Here is an 18,262-nt window from a genome sequence, read left to right as displayed (position 1 = left end):
TAATTTAATCTGTTTCTATGAGGAAAAACTACGTTTATTTTCTATTCAACAGGCGTAATTAGTAATTTCTAATCTTTTTTAAAATGTTAAAAACCTTCCTCTTATTCCTTTTTGGTATGACTTCGATTTGTGCACAAAACACAATAAGTGATACAATCGCTGTACAAAATACCCTGCCCAATTTAAAATTCAACTACAAACAATTAATCATTCCCGGAGTTCTTTTGGGATATGGATTTATTGGTTTGGAAAGTGATCAGCTTAAGAGTTATAATTCAGAAATTAAGGAAGAAGTAAATGAGGATATTGATCATAAAGTTTCAATTGATGATTTTTCTCAGTGGGCACCTGCAGCTTCTGTTTATGCACTTAATGCTTTTGGCGTAAAAGGGAAAAATAACCTAAAAGACCGCTCTATTATTTTGGCCAGTTCTTATTTGATGATGAGCGCTTCGGTATTTGCCCTGAAAAATATTACTAAAGTTGAAAGACCGGACGGATCTTCCAATAACTCATTTCCATCAGGGCACACGGCCACTGCTTTTGCGGGAGCCGAATTTATGTATCAGGAATACAAGAACCAATCCATTTGGTACGGAATTGCAGGATACGCAGTAGCTACAGGAACGGGACTTTTTAGAATGTATAATGACAGGCACTGGCTTACAGATGTAGTGGCGGGCGCAGGTATAGGGATATTAAGCACAAAAGCTGCGTATTGGATGTATCCTTATCTGCAGAATAAGGTATTTAAATCCTCAAAAGAAAATAAAACCACATCGATGATTATGCCTTTTTATAACGGAAAAGAATTAGGATGCAGTTTCGTAAGGCAATTTTAAAGCAGTATATAATTTAGGGATCACAAAATTAATTCCATAGACAGATGTAAGTAAGTCTATCTATGGAATTAATGTTATTTATAAATCTACTAGAACCTGTAAAGCCTTCGGAAGTATGCTTACTTTTATTTTATTTGTTTTTAAATTATACTGTTCTCCGTCAATTTGGGCATCAATGAAGATTTTAGACGGCATTTCGATTTGAATATCTTTTAAGAAACAGTGTTTTGCCTTTTCAAATTTTTCAATTGAATTTCGAAGTACATGATAACCCAGCATAATTTTTTCTAAAAAAGATAATTTCGGTATAATAATCATATCCAGTAATCCGTCTTGAAGACTTGCTTTTGGAGTCAGGCTCATATTATAACCCATTTCGTTTGAGTTAGATATGAATAACATCAAAGGATTTGTTTCCAGAATATGATCGTTAAAATGCACAATGGTTTTTTGCGGTTTGAATTCTAAACTCGATGACAAAGCAGCCTTGACATAAGCGGGAAGTGTTCTTTTTCCTGATCTCTCATATTTTTTTATAATCATGGCATCAATACCGATGCCCATATTGCTGAAAAAGTATTTGTGATTCAATTGCCCAACATCGATCGCTGTTGAATTTCCTTTTTTTATAATAGCAATCGCTTTGTCAAAATTTCTGGGAATATTTAGGTTAGAGGCCAGCCCGTTTCCCGAGCCTACAGGAATAATCCCTAATTTTATTGAGGTTCCCACAAGGCAGGAAGCTACTTCGTTGATGGTTCCGTCTCCACCGCAAGCAATTATATAATCGGGATTTTGTAAAATGGCAGCTTTTGTGAGTGCTATAGCATGCTTTTTTTGGTTGGTATAATCAACTTGAATTTTATATTCGTCTTTAGAAAATTGATTCAAAAGATAGGAAGTAGATAGGTTGTGTTGTCCACTCCCGGATATAGGATTGATTATAAAATGAATGTAAATCATTATTTTAAAAGTTTATTTGTAAAAAGAAAATCGGCAGTCTGGTACCACGAAATTGTTTCTTCTAAAAATGACTCGTCGATAGTAAGAGCTTTAAGACTATTATCTTTTTTGTTCCATGAGTAAAAGGCCTGCTTTTTCTGGTCTGATAAAATCATTACTTTATCTTTTTTCATCAAAACCAGTTTGCGATACGTTCCCATTAATGCCCTTTGTTCAAAATTGGCATCCAAAACATTTTTCCCGAAAAAATCAGATTCATAGTTCCATTGAAACAAAGAAAAAAGAGTAGGCCATAGGTCGATTTGCGAACACTGTTTGGCTATTTTTTGATTCTGATTTTCAGGTAAATTCACAATGAAGGCTGGAATATGGTAATTGGCAACATCTATTTCGTCCTTTCCGGCGCTGCTGGCGCAATGGTCTGCAATGATTACAAAGACAGTATTCTTGAACCAGGGCTTTGTTTTGGCTTTTTTGAATAGTTCTTTCAAGGCAAAATCGGTGTATTTTACAGCTCCCTCGCGGCTTGTTCCCGATGGGATATCAATCTTTCCCGAGGGATAAGTAAAAGGCCTGTGATTGGATGTTGTCATTACAAAATTGAAAAATGGCTTTCCGGCTTTGGATTGCGAATCGGCCACTTTTAGCATTTTATTGAAAATGTCCTGATCACAAATTCCCCATGCATTCTCAAAAGTTACTTCATTATCATTAATATTATGACGCACGGTTTTGATTTCGTCGCTCAAAACACTTCCGCGTCCGCGATCGTAAATAGTAAATCCGTTGCCTCCAAAATAGGCGTTCATATTATCAAAGTAACCGTCTCCGCCATAGAAAAAATTACAATCGTAATTTCTGGATTTAAAAACATTAGAAACCGTATAAAGATTTTGATTATGAGGTCTTTTCACAATACTTTGCCCCGGCGTTGGCGGAATACATAAAGTAACGGCTTCCATACCTCTTACGGTTCTGGTTCCGGTGGCATATAAATCTTCAAAAAAGATGCTTTTTTGGGCAAGACTGTCCAGAAAGGGAGTTATATTTTCTTTGTTTCCAAATTCTTTAAGGAAACTTCCGCTAAGGCTTTCGACCAAAATAAAGACAACATTTTTATTTTTAGGAGAAGCTATACTGTCTGTTATTTTTCTGTGAATAGAATAATCATTTTTGGCATAAACCGCATTATCAGCTGCCAGTTTTTTTCTTATAATACCAAAAGCTTTGTCATTATCGATTGAAGTATAGAAGTCCACATATTTCATCTGGTTATTCCTAAAAGCAGCAAAAAAGGAATAAATTCCTGATTTTGAAATTTCAGAATTATAGCGGTTGGAAGACCATTCCGCCTGATTATTGGTAATAAAGAAGCTAAAAAACAGAGCGACAATTATAGCTGAAGACAAAACCGAAAGTCTGGTTTTTAAAGTTGCTTTTGAAGTAAAAGTCGTTGTAAAGGCTTTTCGTTGATGAAAAAGAAACAAAAATGCGGCACTTAACAATAAAACGCCGCCAATTAGCAAAGGAAGCGGATAAGACTGTTTGATATTGGCTACAACTTCATGTGTATAGATAAGATAATCAACGGCTATAAAATTAAATCTGGTTTTAAATTCGTCCCAAAATGTCAATTCGGCAAAAAAAGTAAAGACAAGAATAAATACCGTTAATGAGGTAAAAAAATAAACAAGGACTTTATCTAAAATAGAGCCAATCCATTTATTAGGCATTAGGCTATAATAAAATATGCTGCAGAGTGAAATGAAAGTAACAGTGCCAAAATCAAAAAACAAACCTGTCAGGAATGTTCTTAAAAGAGCAATCAAATTCCACGAAACTTCATCATATTGCCATATGAAAAAGGAAATTCTCAGCAACTGAGAAAGCATTAAAAACCAGATAATGAAATGAAACAGCAGTGAATACCTGCCGTATTTTGAGGATAATTTATTCATGTTTTTATACTATTAAAAGGCAAATTTTATAACCCAATTCTGAATTTATTTTGAATTTTGGTTTTTATTGGGAAATCAGAATTTATAGCTGTAGCCAAAGCGAACTACCTGTGTCTCATAATAATCCCTGCTGGTGTAGCGAAAACCCTCACCCTGAATTTCTTTTTTGATGACCAGCGTATTGAAGATGTCTGCGGCATTTAAAAATACTTCGCCTCTTCCTTTCTGCACCATCTTTTTTACACCGAGATCTGTAGAAAAGCGTGAATCAATTTTTCCTTGTGGAATAATATCGGGTGCCAGGTAAACCATTGAAACCTGTCCGGTAAGAGTTTTATTAAATTGAAAAGTATTGTTCCATTTTACATTTCCCGAAGTTACTTCCTGCAGACTTGCGTTATAGGTTGACGGAACGGGATATAAATTGGTTACCGTAAAAGCGTCAATGGTATTTTTATATAAATTTGCATTCAGATTAAATGTATACCAGGAAGTGAGCTCTTTGGCGAAGACAAGCTCAATGCCAAAAGAAGAACTTTCCATGGCATTTTGGAATACATTATAAATGATTGGGCTGCCAGGAACCGTTGTTGCAATTCGGGTAATGGTGCCGTTTACCACCCTGTAATAAAGTGAACCTAAAAAATAGCCTTTTTTAAAATCATTTTTATATCCAGCTTCAAAGGCACTTGTGTACTGGGGACGAAGGGCAGGATTTCCTACCTTAATAATTTCAGCATCATCGTATTTTGGAAAAATACGAATATCCACTTCGTTGGGCCTGTCAACGCGGCGGTTGTAAAAAGCGGTAAGTTTATTTTGATCATCTATCTTGTAGGCAAGCTTAACACTCGGAAAAGGTTCTGTATAATTGTAACCGTCACTTTTATAGACAGGGTGGTCAGGATTGACCTCATACTTTAGCTGTACATATTCATAACGCAGTCCGAGCTCTGCTTCAATTCTTTCTGTTTCATAAATATAGCTCCCATAAACAGCAGGTATGATTTCTTTATAGGTGGCCCATCCTCCGGCATTGGCATCGATAGGGGAGTTTTCGCCGGGAAAAAACTGCATATTGGTTGGAATTTGGCGGTTTCTAAATTTTAGGCCCGTTTCAAAACGACCGTATTTTAAAGGCTGGATATAATCTAAATTCAGATCGATTACTTTTTCATCTGACAGTAACTTAAAAGCATCTTTTCCTGTAGAAGCTGGCAGAATATTATCAAAGAAATATTTTTCATCTTCCTGATGGTACGTGTAATTAATTCCCGCATTTAATTTTCGCCCAGCTTGTCTAAATTTATGCTGGTAAGAAGCGCTTGCCATGACGGTTGTTTTAAGCTCATCTTCTAAAAATTGCCATAAGCGCAAACGCTGAGAATAATCTTGGTTAAAAAAAGGCTCATCTCCGTGATCGATAATTTTTTCGCTTCCAAATAATCCGGAAAATGAAAAAGTATTCTGGTCGTTATAATTCCAGTCGATTCCGGTTTTAATAGTCGTAAAATGTGTGTCACGATTTCGTTTGGTTTGTTGGTTGATTATCGTTCCATCATCATAGGTTCTGGTTACAAACTCATTTTTGTTTAGGGTTTCAGTATACAGATAATCGGCTTGTAAATAAGTGTTTACTTTATTTTTTCTGTAATTTAAAGACAGGCTCGGATTGATTTTTGGCGTCATGTGATATTGATCCCTGATCGTAGAAAGATTTGCCTTACGCTCCCACAACGCGCCATAACCCGAACTGATTCCAATTTTACCATTGAGGCCATCCTGCTTATTTTTTTTATAGATGATATTGATGATTCCGGCATTTCCGTTTGCATCATATTTAGAAGATGGATTATTGATAATTTCAATTTTTTCGATGGCAGAAGCCGGAATATTATCCAGCCCAGACTGGTTTCCAAATCCTGTGAGCGCGGTTTGTTTGCCATCAATTAAAATGGTTACTTTATCATTTCCCCTTAACTGCACTTTTCCATTCTGTACAGTAACCCCCGGGAGGCTCTGCATCGACTGCAAAACTGAGCCTCCGCTTTGCGTAATATTATCAGCGACTGCAAACACTTTTTTATCCATTGTTACAGGATTTTTTTGCGTGTATGAACTCACAATGACCTCAGATAAAGTGTTGATGTCTTCTTCCATTTCGATAGCTCCAAGATCCAGATAATCAGAAAGGCTTCCAACAAATACAGGTTGAGATTTTGTTTTAAAACCAATTGAAGTTAACTCCAGCGTATAATTTCCTGAATTGACTCCTGTTACAGTAAAGCGCCCGTCTTCGGTGCTAACAGTCCCGAAGAAAATTTTAGGATCTTTTGAAGATTTTAAAACAACGTTGGCGTAAGGTATCGCAACTTTGGATTTGCTGTCGGTAATAATTCCCGAAAGAATTACTGTTTTTTTCTGGGCAGATAATTGCATTACGGCTATCAGCAGAAAAGAGAAGAGCAGTAGTGTTTTTGATTTCATTTGTACTATTTAAAAAAGAATAGTACAAAGCTCATAGGTGATTCTGTAGGAAGTTTGAATTTTCTAAAAAATCACCTCAAAAGTATGTAGATTATCATTAAAAGAATAACGGATTTCCCACTTGTTAATTTCGCAGATTTTTTTGATAATAGCCAGTCCCAGGCCATTTCCCTGTGATGACGGATTTACTTTTGAAAAACGGTTGAAGATGCTCTGCGCTCCGAGTGGCGTTTGCTGACCCGTATTGACAAATTTTAGCGAATTATTTTCTGTTATAATATCAATGACGCCATTTTTTATATTGTGGCGAATGGCATTCAGGAATAAATTATTAAGCAGCACTTCTGTCAGGGCAGTATTTCCTTTAGTTCTTAGAATATTTTTAAAATGCGTATTGATTTTTACATTTTTGGCTTGTGCCTGTTCAATAAAGAAATCAAGATTTTTATCAATATATTCATTTAAAATAATGGCTTCCTGTTCCAGATAAATTTCATTATCAATTTTAGAGAGTAACAGCAGGTTTTTATTGAGTCTGCTGAGTCTTGAAACGTCTTTGTTGAGAGATCCCACCAATTCAGATTGTTCGCGGGTTAAGTCCAATTGCTGGAGCGTGTCAATTTTAGTCTGAAATAAAGCCAATGGGGTCTGGAGCTCATGGGCTGCATTTTCTACAAATTCTCTTTGGCTTTTATAAATAACAGTGTTTTTTTCGATTAACCGTTCCAGACTTTTATTAAGCCGGTCAAATTCATCGATATCTGTTGCAATAAATTGAGGCGGACTATTTTTGTCAATTTCAAACTCCTCGATCTGGCTCAGTGTATTGTAAAAAGGTTTCCAGATTTTTGCCGCCGATTTTTTGGATATCCATATAATACCGATAAGCAGGATAATGATGATAAAAAGAAACATGAAAGCAACGCTGATCACCATTCCTTCCATTTCTACCAAATTACGCTTTTCTATATAAGTGTATTTTTTCCCGTTTATTTCTACCGGGGCATACAGTATGCGAAAAGGCTCTTTTTCATTGGCAATGGCTTCAAAAATCATCTCACCAACGATAGAATCTTTGGTTACGCCCATATCGGGCACAATAGTAACATTATGATTGTATTTGTTCCATGCCGCAATATCACTTGCCTGATAATTGCTATGGCTTTCATTTACAAAAGCCCCTTTATGAAAAAGCAGCACTTCATCTGTTTCATAAATATACAGCCACTGGCAGATGTAATAAAATACCGGCGCCGCTATTAAAAGTATAATAACAGCGTAAATAAGAAAACTGTTGGTGGTTTTAAGAAGTAGTTTTTTATTGCTCATTTTCCCATTTGTATCCTAAGCCGTACACGGTTTTTATATAATCTCCACTGCCGGCGTGAGTTAGTTTCTTTTTAAGATTTTTAATATGGGCATATATAAAATCATGATTGTCCAGCATATCAGCCATATCACCGGAAAGATGTTCTGCAATAGCAGATTTTGATAATACTTTATTTTCGTTGCCAATTAAAAACAAAAGTAAATCTAATTCTTTTTTGGTGAGATCTAGTTTTATATCATTTACAGCAACTGTTTTGGAGAAAATTTCGACTACAATTTCATTAAATATTATACTATTGCTTCCCTTAAAATTTTTACGGCGTATTAGTGCCTGCATGCGGACTAAAAGTTCAGCAAGATGAAAAGGTTTGGTCAGGTAATCATCGGCACCAAGATTAAATCCCTCCAGACGCGTTTCAAGGTTTTCTTTTGCTGAAATAATAATTACCCCTTCGGTTTTATTTTTAGCTTTTAACTCTTTTAAGATATCAAATCCATCACCATCTGGCAGCATAAGATCCAATAAGATGCAGTCGTAATCATAACTGTCTATTTTAGTGAGTGCCAAATCATAGTTTTCGGCCGTCTCACATTGAATGCCGTTTGTTTTAAAGTAGTCTTTGATGCTCTGCGCAATTTCGCGCTCATCTTCAATAATCAAAATTTTCATGCTGCAATTTACAAATGAATTCTGAAGAAAATCTGAATAAAAGGACTCTTTATTGAAATTAAATCAGCCTAAAATGTTTTAAAATAGCAGATTGTAAAATTCTTTCCATCGTATGACGGGGCTATAAAAGATGTCGATTTATTTTGTTCCTTATGAAATAATTTTCTTGAAATATAGGGATTCATCCAGTAAGCAATTTTGGTACTCAGAATTCCAATTCCTGCACCTGCAGCTACATCTGTAAGCCAGTGCCTGTTGTTGTACATTCGAAATATTCCAGTACCCGTAGCCACCGCATACCCTGCCACGCCGTACCATATAGATTTGTCTTTATATTCCTGATATAAAAATTCAGCGCCTGCAAAAGCGATAGCGGTATGACCGGAAGGAAATGAATTATTGGAAGATCCATCGGGGCGTTCTACATTAGTAACTGACTTTAAAGCGAAAACAGATCCTACAGTTAAAATTGTTGAAGTCGCCAGAATTACAGATCGGTCCCGCATATTATTTTTTCCCTTGACCCCAAACGAATTAAGTGCATAAACAGAAACAGCAGGAACATATCTTGAAAAATCATCTATTGTAACCTTTTGATCAATATCCTCTGTAAATTCATCACGTATTTGAAAGTTAAAACTTTTAATCTGCCCGCTTTCGGCTCCCCAAAAACCATATCCTATCAAAACTCCTGGAATGATAAGTTGTTTGTAATTAAACCTGATATTTTTAACAGTATCATTTATTATAGAATCCGTTGGAGAGGTATTTTGACCTAAAACAGCGTAAGATAAAAACTGTAAAATAACAAGTATAATTATTTTTCTCATCAAATAATTTTTTTTTGTTGCAAAGATATATTGATCATTAAGTCTTTAACTAAATGTATGATTATTTTTAATTCGATGCAAAAATATAATGTATGAAATTAATTAACCTGTAAAGTTTTTATAAAACTTTGGTAATGAAGATGTTTTCAGTTTAAATGTTTGCAATTGCAATCGTTTTTTGCAATAGATTTATAAACAATTGATAAAAGTAAATTAGGTCTTTTAAAGATAATGAATCCATTCCAAAAAAGATTCGAACCTACAGGTCTACACCCCAGTAATTTTAAGCCTTTTCAAAATTTGAATTTCAAATTGCCACGATTTTGCCCTATAAACTTAAGTTGTTTTGAAAACGATTAAATTAATTTTCTGATTGTTAGAGTGTTGGGGAATTGAAGTATGAATTGAAAGATATTACTCAGACATCTTGTATTTACTGGTGCTTAGAGAGCATAAGCCTTGAATTTTAGTTACTTATGTCTTAGAATTAATATTTAAAATTCGAGATATAATTGTGTCTTTTCTTACAGGAGATCGCGGGTTCGAAAACTTCTGGGATCACTGAAACTGATTTTTTAAATCAGTTTAAACGTTGAAAACCCGCATCATTACTACGATGCGGGTTTTTTTATTCCTCATCTTGTTTTCAAAAATGCTCAAAACTGCCCTAATTTTTGTGGATTATTTGTGGCATTTTAGAATCTCAAAAAAAGTTGCCACGAAAAACAACGTAATGCGTTGTTAGTCAGACATGTTAAGCTGGTTAACGACTTGATTTAGAGATATTATAATTCGACCTTTATTAACTTATTAATTGTTGAATTATGTTAGAAAACAGTTTTGGAATTATCTTCTTTTTGAAGAGTTCCGCAAAAAGTACCAATGAAAGATTTATTTATCTTAGAATTACAGTTAATGGCGTCCCCAAAGAAACCTCCACTAAACGAAAGTGGAATGTAAACCGTTGGGACCAGAAGTCAGGACGTGCAGCAGGAAATAAAGAAGATGCTAAAGCATTGAATTTCTTTTTGTACTCTCTGGAAATGAAAATAAGAAAATTTGCTGACCAGCTTTTGGAAAAGCAGGAACCTGTGACCAGTGTAAAGCTGATTAATTTTATTTTAGGTAAAACTAAGCTGAAAACTACCGTACTTGAGGAATTTCAGATTCATAATGATCAGATGCTTGCTTTGGTAAAAAAAGGTGAATATGCAATAGGTACCCATGTTCGTTTTGAGATATCAAAGAATCATATTAAAGACTTCATGCTGTACAAATATGGTGTGCAGGATATGGAGTTTACAGAACTTAATTTTGAGTTTGTAAAAGAATATGAGTTTTATCTTAAAACTGTAAAGAACAATGCGAATAATACTGCTCTTAAGTATATTACTAACTTTAAGAAAATTGTACTTATTGCGTTAGATAAAGAATTTCTTGTAACAGATCCTTTTAAGCGTTTTAAATGCAGAAAAATAAAGGTTCCGAAAAAACCATTGGCAGGCTTTGAGTTGGCACTACTGGAAAAACATAAGTTTTCTACTGCCCGTCTCGGAGTAGTCAGAGATGTTTTTGTTTTTCAATGTTACACCGGTCTTGCTTATATTGATGTTTTTAATCTTAAACGTTCCGATATAAAAGAAGGAATAGACGGGGAACAGTGGATTTTAACAGAGAGGCAAAAAACAGGAAGTCCAATAAATATTCCACTACTGCCAAAGGCAGCTGAGATTCTACAGCGGTATAAAAACCATCCTACTTGCATTGAACGAGATTCTGTACTTCCAGTGAACTCAAATCAAAAGATGAATGAATATCTTAAAGAAATTGCTGATTTATGTGGTATAAATAGTGCTTTAAACACTCATAAAGCAAGAAGAACTTTTGGAAGTACCATAACTCTAAATAATAATGTACCAATACACATTGTAAAAGAAATGCTGGGCCACCAGTCGGTCAGTCAAACCGAAGAGTATGCGATAACAGAACAGATTTCTATTGGTCGGGAAATGAAGGGATTAAAACAAAGATTGGCAGATAAAGAGGATGTGTCGGGTAAGTTAACTTTACAAACAATTGAGAGGATGGAGAAGGAGTTAAGTGAAATGAAAAGGAAATTTGCTACAATAAATCAAAAGGAATAATTTAATAAAAAGCGGAAGACTAATGAAGAGATTTTTCTCAAGTTAGTCTACAGTTTTAATGTGATACACATGTTGTCAACTATAAATTGTGGCAATTCAGCGGAGAGCTGCAGATTCGAACCTAACTGTTGGATCCGCTAACATAACTCGTTTTCTATTTTTACAATATTGGTATGCCACGATTCTGCCACGAAAATTCAACTGGTAAATATCTTTAAAAACCAAAGTAAGTTTTTGTAGCAAAAAAGGTGTCCACTCCAGTAGTATACTCAAAATGCGATTTGTCTTTATAAAGATAAAAAAAACTATTCAACAAATTTATTGAATAGTTTTAAATTGTCTATTTTTGTAAAAAAAATAAAAATGAAAATATTTCAAATTTTTGCCTTTACACTATTTCTAATGGCAGCAAGCATTTCCTTTGCACAAAGTAAGAAGGAGCCATGGACGGATTCTCAGATTATGGAACCTTCAGAACTTGCATGGGAAATTAACAATCCTACCAGAGCTTTGCCTTTAATTATAAGTATAGGACCCTCAGCAACGATTAAGGGGTCTGTAGATGCCGGGGCAGCATCTGAAAAAGCAAATATTGCAAAATTGAAAGGGATTCTAAAAAATGAAAAAAAGACAAGAGAAATCGTAATATTTTGCGGTTGCTGCCCTTTTGATAAGTGTCCCAATATTAGACCGGCTTTTGCAGTGCTCAACAAAATGGGATTTAAAAATCAAAAGGTCTTGGGTCTTCAGAAAAATATAAAAGTGAATTGGATTGATATGAAATATCCTGTAAACTAAGATATAAACAACCAAGATGGACAAAAGAGATTTTAAAAATGAAGTTTATGGCGAATTGTCCAAAATTTCAAAAGCCATGTCTAATCCACATCGCATTGAAATTATTGATCTATTAGCGCAGCGTCCATATGCTGTTGAAGAAATTGCTTCTTGCACAAGTATAAGTACTGCCAATGCTTCCCAACACTTACAAGTACTTAAATCTGCAGGATTGGTAACGGTAAATCGAAGGGGTTATTTCATTTATTATAGCCTGGCAAGTGAAAAAGTATTTGATGTTTGGCGGGGTCTTCGGGAATTAGGCATAGAACAGAGCTCGAAAGCGAGAGAGGCAGTTGATAGATTCCGAATGAACTATCATTCGTTACAGCCTGCTGGTATTGATGAAATTTATGAAAAGGTTTCCAAAGGAAAAATCACCCTAATAGATGTACGTCCTGAAGACGAATTTATATATGGACATATTCAGAATGCTCTTTCGATACCCATTGATAAGTTAGTATCACGGCTGGAGGAACTTTCTAAAGAAATGGAAATTATTGTCTACTGCAGGGGACCATTTTGTATATATGCTGATCAGGCAGTAGAAATACTTACCAAAGAAGGTTTCAATGCCAATAGGATGATCGAAGGATATCCAGACTGGAAATCCAGAAATTTTCCTGTTAGCTTTTCCGCTTAAAAAACTTTTTTTACTCTATTAAATACTTGTTTATGATTTATCTTGACTACAATGCAACAACACCGATTGACCCAGAAGTTTTAGCTGAGATGATGCCTTATTTTAAACACGAGTTTGGTAACCCTTCCAGCAGCCATTTGTTAGGACGGAATTCAAAAAAAGCGATAATTGAGGCTAGAGAAAAAATTGGAACTGCATTGGGCGCTGAAAGTTTTAAGATTGTATTTACCGGCAGTGGAAGTGAAGCCAATAATATGGCTTTAAAAGGGGTTGTACATGCCCAGAGAAGTAAAGGGAATCACATTATTATATCTGCCATTGAACATCCTGCGATTCAAATTCCAATTAACTTTTTGCAACAAAACAATTGCGAGGTTACTATTGTGCCTGTTGATCAATATGGGATAGTGTGCCCAAAGGACATTGAAAATGCAATAACTGATAAGACTGTGCTAATAAGTGTAATGCTTGCTAACAATGAGATTGGAACTATTCAGCCTGTTAAGGAAATTGTAGCAATAGCGAGAAAAAGGAATATACTTGTCCATACTGATGCAGCACAGGCTGTGGGTAAAATGCACATTAATGTATCGGATCTTGGAGTTGACCTAATGACAGTAGTTGGACATAAATTTTATGCACCAAAAGGAATTGGCGCTTTACTGATTGGCGAAGGTATAAAAATTGAGTCGTTAATTCATGGAGCAGGGCACGAAAATGGCTTTAGAGCAGGTACTGAAAACACTCCTTATATTGTAGGATTAGCGAAGGCTTTAGAGTTAAGCTCATCAAGAATAGATCAATACCATAGCAAAAATATAGAACTTAGAGATAGGCTTCAAAATATCATTTTTTCGCGTTATCCCAAAGCTGTTTTAAACGGCCATATTGAAAAGCGACTATGCAATACCCTAAATATAAGTTTTCCCGGTATTGATTCTGCTTTGCTCAAAGATTTCATACAAGATAAAATTGCTTGCTCGACAGGATCGGCATGTCATGAAGGTAAGCCGGATTCGTCCAATGTCTTGCTTCAGCTTGGGCGTTCTAAAGATATAGCAAGCTCAGCCATTAGGTTAAGTTTAGGATGGGAAACTACAGTAGAGGACATTGAAGCAGCCGGCACTGTAATTCTAAAAGCTCTAAAAAAGATTGAGAAATTTGATAATAATTCAAAGATTAAAGAAATGGATAAGAAAAAACATTGGGAAAACATATATCAAACAAAAGAGTTGACTGAAGTAAGCTGGTATCAGGAAGTTCCTCAAACTTCATTGGATCTATTAAAAAAATACAATATTAGTTATGATGCTAAGATTATTGATATTGGAGGCGGTGACAGTTATTTTGTTGATCACATGTTAAAATTAGGATATAGGGATATAACTGTTTTGGATATTTCTGAACATGCAGTATCAAGAGCGAAGACACGCTTAGGTAAAGATGCTGATAAAGTGAATTGGATTATATGTGATGCATCAGAATTTAAGCCTGTTTTTAAATACGATTTTTGGCATGACAGAGCTGCTTTTCATTTCCTGACGCAACAGGATGATATCAGTGCCTATCTGCAGGCCGCCAAACAAGGGATAAATGAGAATGGTACTTTAGCAATTGGAACATTTTCTGAATCAGGACCGACCAAATGTAGTGGTATAGAAATTAAGCAATATTCTGAAATTTCTTTAGAGGAACAATTTAGTTCTGATTTCAAAATGATTGAATCCTTTACTGTAGATCATAAAACCCCCTTTAATTCGGTTCAGAATTTTGTATTTTGTATTTTTGAAAGGGCTTAAAATTACAAATGGTTAGTTTAAGCACTTGATGTGGTTTTGTAAGATTTCTTGTTTTTGTATAGAGATTTTACTCTTTCTATGTCGTATTTTGATTTATTTGGATAATTTTTAGTCGTCGAAGAATTCAATTTTGCTGAGTTTTTATCATATGGAACTCATTATACGGAAATTTGTTCTTATCATGTTCCTAGTAATGTTTCGAACTTAAACTCTTAAATATTTGTTTCACAGGGTTTTAATTTGGTACTGGATCTGAATGCACCTATTTTGCACCTAAAATAAAATTAATGTTTTCTTATGTAATCTATTTTATAAAAAATTTAGAGACTTATAGGACATAAATTTTACAACGGTTATGAGTGCGAGATGTGGAATTGATGGGATTACAATCGAACACTTAATCCCTATATTAATGTTTATTGATAAGCTTAGTTATATTTTCATTTTTTAGAAGTGTTCGACAGTCGAACACCTTCTTTTAGTATTAATGTTTAATTTTTTAATACAATATTTTCATACCATGCAACGGAGAAAGAGGGATTCGAACAAAATCGTCACATCCCGCTTTAATACTGCATTTCTAATGTTTTTTTTCTACTGCGCCATGAATGTGCCACAAAATTAAAATTGTACACCTTAAAGGTGTTAAATTGTTTAAAATGAACGTTGTAATTCATAATTGTTTGAAAAGCAAAAATACAGTTTTATATTAAATAGCAGAAAAAAATAAATGTGAATCATATTAAACTGAATTGAAGAAAATTTAATTTAAATTTTAAGAGCTACTTCGACTTTAACTCATTGTTGTCCAACAAAAAATAAAAACCTCCAAAGTCTATTTAGGAGGTTTTTTGGTTAGAAAACTAATTGGTAATCGAGTAACTTTTATGATTACTTGAAGTTACTGAGATTTATGAAGCGATAATTTTAAAGCAAGAAATATTTTAATCAGATAACATTTTAAGGGTGTTTAAATTTTTATTTTAATCCCAGCATTTACAACAAAACCATCTAACGGAGCATAAATATCTTTGAAAACAGGATTTGAAATTGGTCCGCTATAAATGCTTCCAAATTTCGTTTGTCTGGTATCGGTAAAGTTTTCAAAATTGGCATAAAGCGAAAAATTCTCCCATAATTTTTCAACCATAAAACCGAAAATCCAATATTCTCTTCCTGTGGTTCCATCATTTAGTTTTTGTGGACTGTAATAGTACGCCTCTAATCCGGCTTTCCATTTGTCTTCTACTTCATACATCAGAACATTATTCAATCGATGCTTAGCGGTTAAAGGGTTCTCAGATTTAATACCGTTATTATCTATTGATGCATCAGTATAAGTATAACCCAGAAATAGTTTGAAATCTTTATATCCTAATTTTACATTAGTTTCGGCTCCTTTGGTATCTAAATAGCCATCAACATTAACAAACTGGTAAATATTATTTGGAAGAGAAGTTAAAATCAGTGGATTGTCAACATTAGTGTAAAAGAACAATTGATTGAGTGATAAAGATATATCTTCAGTAATATTGGTCTTGTAATTAACATCAAAATTAGCACCATAGCTTTTTTCAAGTTTATTAAAATCACTATTAATAGGCAATACGTTTTGATATTGAATACGTTCACTTTCTTCAGTAAATATGGTTGGAGTTTTATAACCCAATCCACCGCCAATTCTTGAAGTAAGTTTAGGATTTATTTTAAATAAAGCAGAAATTCTTGGCAATAACGAAAACCCGTAATCAATGACATAATCACCTCTTAGACCTGTCTCAATATCCAGCCATTCTTTAGCTTTTAAAGTATTTTGAACAAAAGCCCCATAAGTTATCTGATTGTAATCTCTTAAAGGAAAAACACTAGTACTGTTTTCTGTAAATTTATCAGTGTACAAATTGGCTCCTGTAACCCATTCGGATATTTCACCATTGTGCGAATATGTAATTTCAGAAAAAGTACTATTCTGAAGACCGTCAAAAACATAATCAGGAATAGTTATAACACGGCTAAAATTATTGAAACTATTTTTAAATGTTAGAGATTCTTTTTCACTTAATTTATGTGTAAGGGTAAGTTGGGTACTGATTCTTTGTGTTTTGTTTTTTTCAAAATAACTATCAGGGTATTTACTTTCGTCGTTAATATAATCTATGTTTCCACCGATACGATTTTCGAAAACTGTATTTACTCCAAAATTAAGTTTTGTGTTTTCATTAAAATAGACAAACAATTTCGGATTGAAATTATAACGTTCAAATTTAGGAATTGCTGTAAGCTGAATGTCGGCAGGATCATATGGTGCATTTCTATCATGCGATGCAAATACAGTCAATCCAATTTTATTGAACCTTTGTGAATAAAATCCACTAATATCTAAGCCAAGTGCTGAAGTTCCATTTAATAAAAATCGCAATTCTCTTTCTTCTGTCGGGGTTTTAGAGACTAGATTCACCAATCCGGCAATCGCTCCACCACCATATAGGGTAGAGGCAGATCCTTTAATTATCTCTACCTGTTTTAGATCGAGCGGTGGTGTCTGCAGTAATCCAAGACCGCTGGAAGCTCCTGAATAAACAGGAAAACCATCTTTTAATATCTGTGTATATCTACCGTCTAATCCCTGAATTCGGATGGAAGAGTTTCCTGAAGTTGCCGATGTCTGTTGAGTTTGAATACCAGTACTTTCATTAAGCATCATTCGGATATCGCCTGGTTTCATATTGGCTTTTTCTTCGAGCTCTTCTCCGGCAATAAATTCCACTCGGGTAGGAATATTACTTATCGTTCGTGTGCTCCTGGTTGAAGTGACAATAATTTCATCCATCTCTTCAGCTTCGCTTTCTAACAAAACTTCTAAAAATTCGGTTTCCAGTGGTATAGTAAAAGTATCGATGTGAGTTTTGTAACCTTCTGTAGAAAAAGAAACATTATAAACTCCCTGGGGAAGATTCTCAAAAACAATAACGCCTTCTGCGTTTGATACAGATGATAAATTAGCTTTCTCAATTTTAGCAGTAATGCTATTTATTGGCTGACTTGTTTGGGCATCTTTAATGATAATTTTGATTTTATTCTGTGCTTGTGCTGTGCCAATAGTTATTATTGCCACAATTGATAAAATATATTTAAACATTTATAATTTCTTAATATTAATACATAAATATGCTCATGATCTGTAGATCAAGAACGAAAAACTATTTTACATATTAAGTAATTTTAGGAGGCTGCCAAATTTTACAAATGAATGAAGAGTCAACAAACTTATTATAAAATTTAGGCTGTAGGACTTCGTTTGTTGTAAATTCTAATTCTTGTGAAATTAAAAGTGAACTTTGTGCAATAGTAAAGCCAATGCAACTGCCACAAGAATAAAAAGGAGAACATTTTCCATTGCAATCATTTCCGCAGTCATGCGAATCATTCTTGCAATTCTTTTCTACATTACACTCAGAATGTTTAGAATATGCAGAACAAGGCACTGTTGAAAGAAACAGTACAACAAGCGATAGAAAAGTTATCAATATTTTCACGCTACAAATTTAAAATATAATATTTATAATAAAATTGTTTTGTATAAAGTTTCTTTTAAATCATGCAAAGAATGGGTTATACAAGTTTTTTAAAAAATACTTCACCTTGAAATTTATCAATATAAAACTACGAAAATGGCTTTTTAAATTCGATAACCTGAATTAATAATAAGAAATAAAAAAGCCATTTCGCAAGAAATGGCTTTAAATTTTGATTATACTAA

12 protein-coding genes are annotated in these 18,262 nt (G+C 34.1%); 5 read left to right on the top strand and 7 right to left on the bottom strand.

What is annotated here, in order from left to right; translation table 11 throughout:
- Positions 1–83 precede the first annotated feature (83 nt).
- The gene (locus DMB65_RS10180) at positions 84–842 is read left to right on the top strand and encodes a phosphatase PAP2 family protein (protein WP_110306542.1); all 759 of its coding nucleotides are present in this window, start codon (positions 84–86) and stop codon (positions 840–842) included.
- A gap of 78 nt (positions 843–920) precedes the next feature.
- Here DMB65_RS10180 and DMB65_RS10175 read toward each other — a convergent pair whose 3' ends face one another.
- The 6 genes from DMB65_RS10175 to DMB65_RS10150 all read right to left on the bottom strand — a co-directional run bounded on the left by DMB65_RS10175 (position 921) and on the right by DMB65_RS10150 (position 9,079).
- Positions 921–1,805 (bottom strand): diacylglycerol/lipid kinase family protein, encoded by an 885-nt coding sequence (locus tag DMB65_RS10175; RefSeq protein WP_110306541.1) that lies wholly within the window; start codon positions 1,803–1,805, stop codon positions 921–923.
- Positions 1,805–3,763 (bottom strand): LTA synthase family protein, encoded by a 1,959-nt coding sequence (locus DMB65_RS10170; protein WP_110306540.1) that lies wholly within the window; start codon positions 3,761–3,763, stop codon positions 1,805–1,807. The genes DMB65_RS10175 and DMB65_RS10170 overlap by 1 nt, the downstream gene beginning before the upstream one ends.
- Positions 3,764–3,838: 75 nt before the next feature.
- Entirely contained in the window at positions 3,839–6,250 is a 2,412-nt protein-coding gene (locus tag DMB65_RS10165; protein WP_110306539.1) for a TonB-dependent receptor domain-containing protein, read from the bottom strand.
- Between the two features lie 63 nt (positions 6,251–6,313).
- The gene (locus DMB65_RS10160) at positions 6,314–7,579 is read right to left on the bottom strand and encodes a sensor histidine kinase (protein ID WP_110306538.1); all 1,266 of its coding nucleotides are present in this window, start codon (positions 7,577–7,579) and stop codon (positions 6,314–6,316) included.
- The gene (locus tag DMB65_RS10155) at positions 7,569–8,249 is read right to left on the bottom strand and encodes a response regulator transcription factor (RefSeq protein ID WP_110306537.1); all 681 of its coding nucleotides are present in this window, start codon (positions 8,247–8,249) and stop codon (positions 7,569–7,571) included. Before DMB65_RS10155 ends, DMB65_RS10160 begins: the two co-directional genes overlap by 11 nt.
- Before the next feature lie 68 nt (positions 8,250–8,317).
- A complete protein-coding gene (locus tag DMB65_RS10150; protein WP_110306536.1) occupies positions 8,318–9,079 on the bottom strand; it encodes a phosphatase PAP2 family protein in 762 nt (253 codons plus the stop codon).
- Positions 9,080–9,903: 824 nt separating this feature from the next.
- On the opposite strand from DMB65_RS10150, the gene DMB65_RS10145 reads away from it, so the two are divergent.
- From DMB65_RS10145 to DMB65_RS22640, 4 genes are all read left to right on the top strand, one after another.
- A complete protein-coding gene (locus DMB65_RS10145; protein ID WP_110306535.1) occupies positions 9,904–11,223 on the top strand; it encodes a site-specific integrase in 1,320 nt (439 codons plus the stop codon).
- A gap of 363 nt (positions 11,224–11,586) precedes the next feature.
- A complete protein-coding gene (locus DMB65_RS10140) occupies positions 11,587–12,021 on the top strand; it encodes a rhodanese-like domain-containing protein (RefSeq protein ID WP_110306534.1) in 435 nt (144 codons plus the stop codon).
- A gap of 16 nt (positions 12,022–12,037) precedes the next feature.
- A complete protein-coding gene (locus DMB65_RS10135) occupies positions 12,038–12,703 on the top strand; it encodes an ArsR/SmtB family transcription factor (protein ID WP_110306533.1) in 666 nt (221 codons plus the stop codon).
- Between the two features lie 32 nt (positions 12,704–12,735).
- Positions 12,736–14,502, top strand: coding sequence for an aminotransferase class V-fold PLP-dependent enzyme (locus DMB65_RS22640; RefSeq protein WP_165834907.1), 1,767 nt, complete (start codon positions 12,736–12,738; stop codon positions 14,500–14,502).
- Positions 14,503–15,472: 970 nt separating this feature from the next.
- Here DMB65_RS22640 and DMB65_RS10125 read toward each other — a convergent pair.
- On the bottom strand, positions 15,473–17,641 hold the full coding sequence (locus tag DMB65_RS10125; RefSeq protein ID WP_110306531.1) for a TonB-dependent receptor: 2,169 nt from the start codon (positions 17,639–17,641) through the stop codon (positions 15,473–15,475).
- Positions 17,642–18,262 lie beyond the last annotated feature (621 nt).

It is taken from the genome of Flavobacterium cheongpyeongense (genome assembly GCF_003202435.1).
GTDB lineage: Bacteria > Bacteroidota > Bacteroidia > Flavobacteriales > Flavobacteriaceae > Flavobacterium > Flavobacterium cheongpyeongense.
This window is presented reverse-complemented; position numbering and strand designations above follow the sequence as displayed.

Excerpts from the sequence above, each read along its gene's own strand:
- DMB65_RS10180 (WP_110306542.1), top strand. The coding sequence starts at position 84 with ATGTTAAAAACCTTCCTCTTATTCCTTTTTGGTATGACTTCGATTTGT.
- DMB65_RS10175 (WP_110306541.1), bottom strand. The coding sequence starts at position 1,805 with ATGATTTACATTCATTTTATAATCAATCCTATATCCGGGAGTGGACAA.
- DMB65_RS10170 (WP_110306540.1), bottom strand. The coding sequence starts at position 3,763 with ATGAATAAATTATCCTCAAAATACGGCAGGTATTCACTGCTGTTTCAT.
- DMB65_RS10165 (WP_110306539.1), bottom strand. The coding sequence starts at position 6,250 with ATGAAATCAAAAACACTACTGCTCTTCTCTTTTCTGCTGATAGCCGTA.
- DMB65_RS10160 (WP_110306538.1), bottom strand. The coding sequence starts at position 7,579 with ATGAGCAATAAAAAACTACTTCTTAAAACCACCAACAGTTTTCTTATT.
- DMB65_RS10155 (WP_110306537.1), bottom strand. The coding sequence starts at position 8,249 with ATGAAAATTTTGATTATTGAAGATGAGCGCGAAATTGCGCAGAGCATC.
- DMB65_RS10150 (WP_110306536.1), bottom strand. The coding sequence starts at position 9,079 with ATGAGAAAAATAATTATACTTGTTATTTTACAGTTTTTATCTTACGCT.
- DMB65_RS10145 (WP_110306535.1), top strand. The coding sequence starts at position 9,904 with ATGTTAGAAAACAGTTTTGGAATTATCTTCTTTTTGAAGAGTTCCGCA.
- DMB65_RS10140 (WP_110306534.1), top strand. The coding sequence starts at position 11,587 with ATGAAAATATTTCAAATTTTTGCCTTTACACTATTTCTAATGGCAGCA.
- DMB65_RS10135 (WP_110306533.1), top strand. The coding sequence starts at position 12,038 with ATGGACAAAAGAGATTTTAAAAATGAAGTTTATGGCGAATTGTCCAAA.
- DMB65_RS22640 (WP_165834907.1), top strand. The coding sequence starts at position 12,736 with ATGATTTATCTTGACTACAATGCAACAACACCGATTGACCCAGAAGTT.
- DMB65_RS10125 (WP_110306531.1), bottom strand. The coding sequence starts at position 17,641 with ATGTTTAAATATATTTTATCAATTGTGGCAATAATAACTATTGGCACA.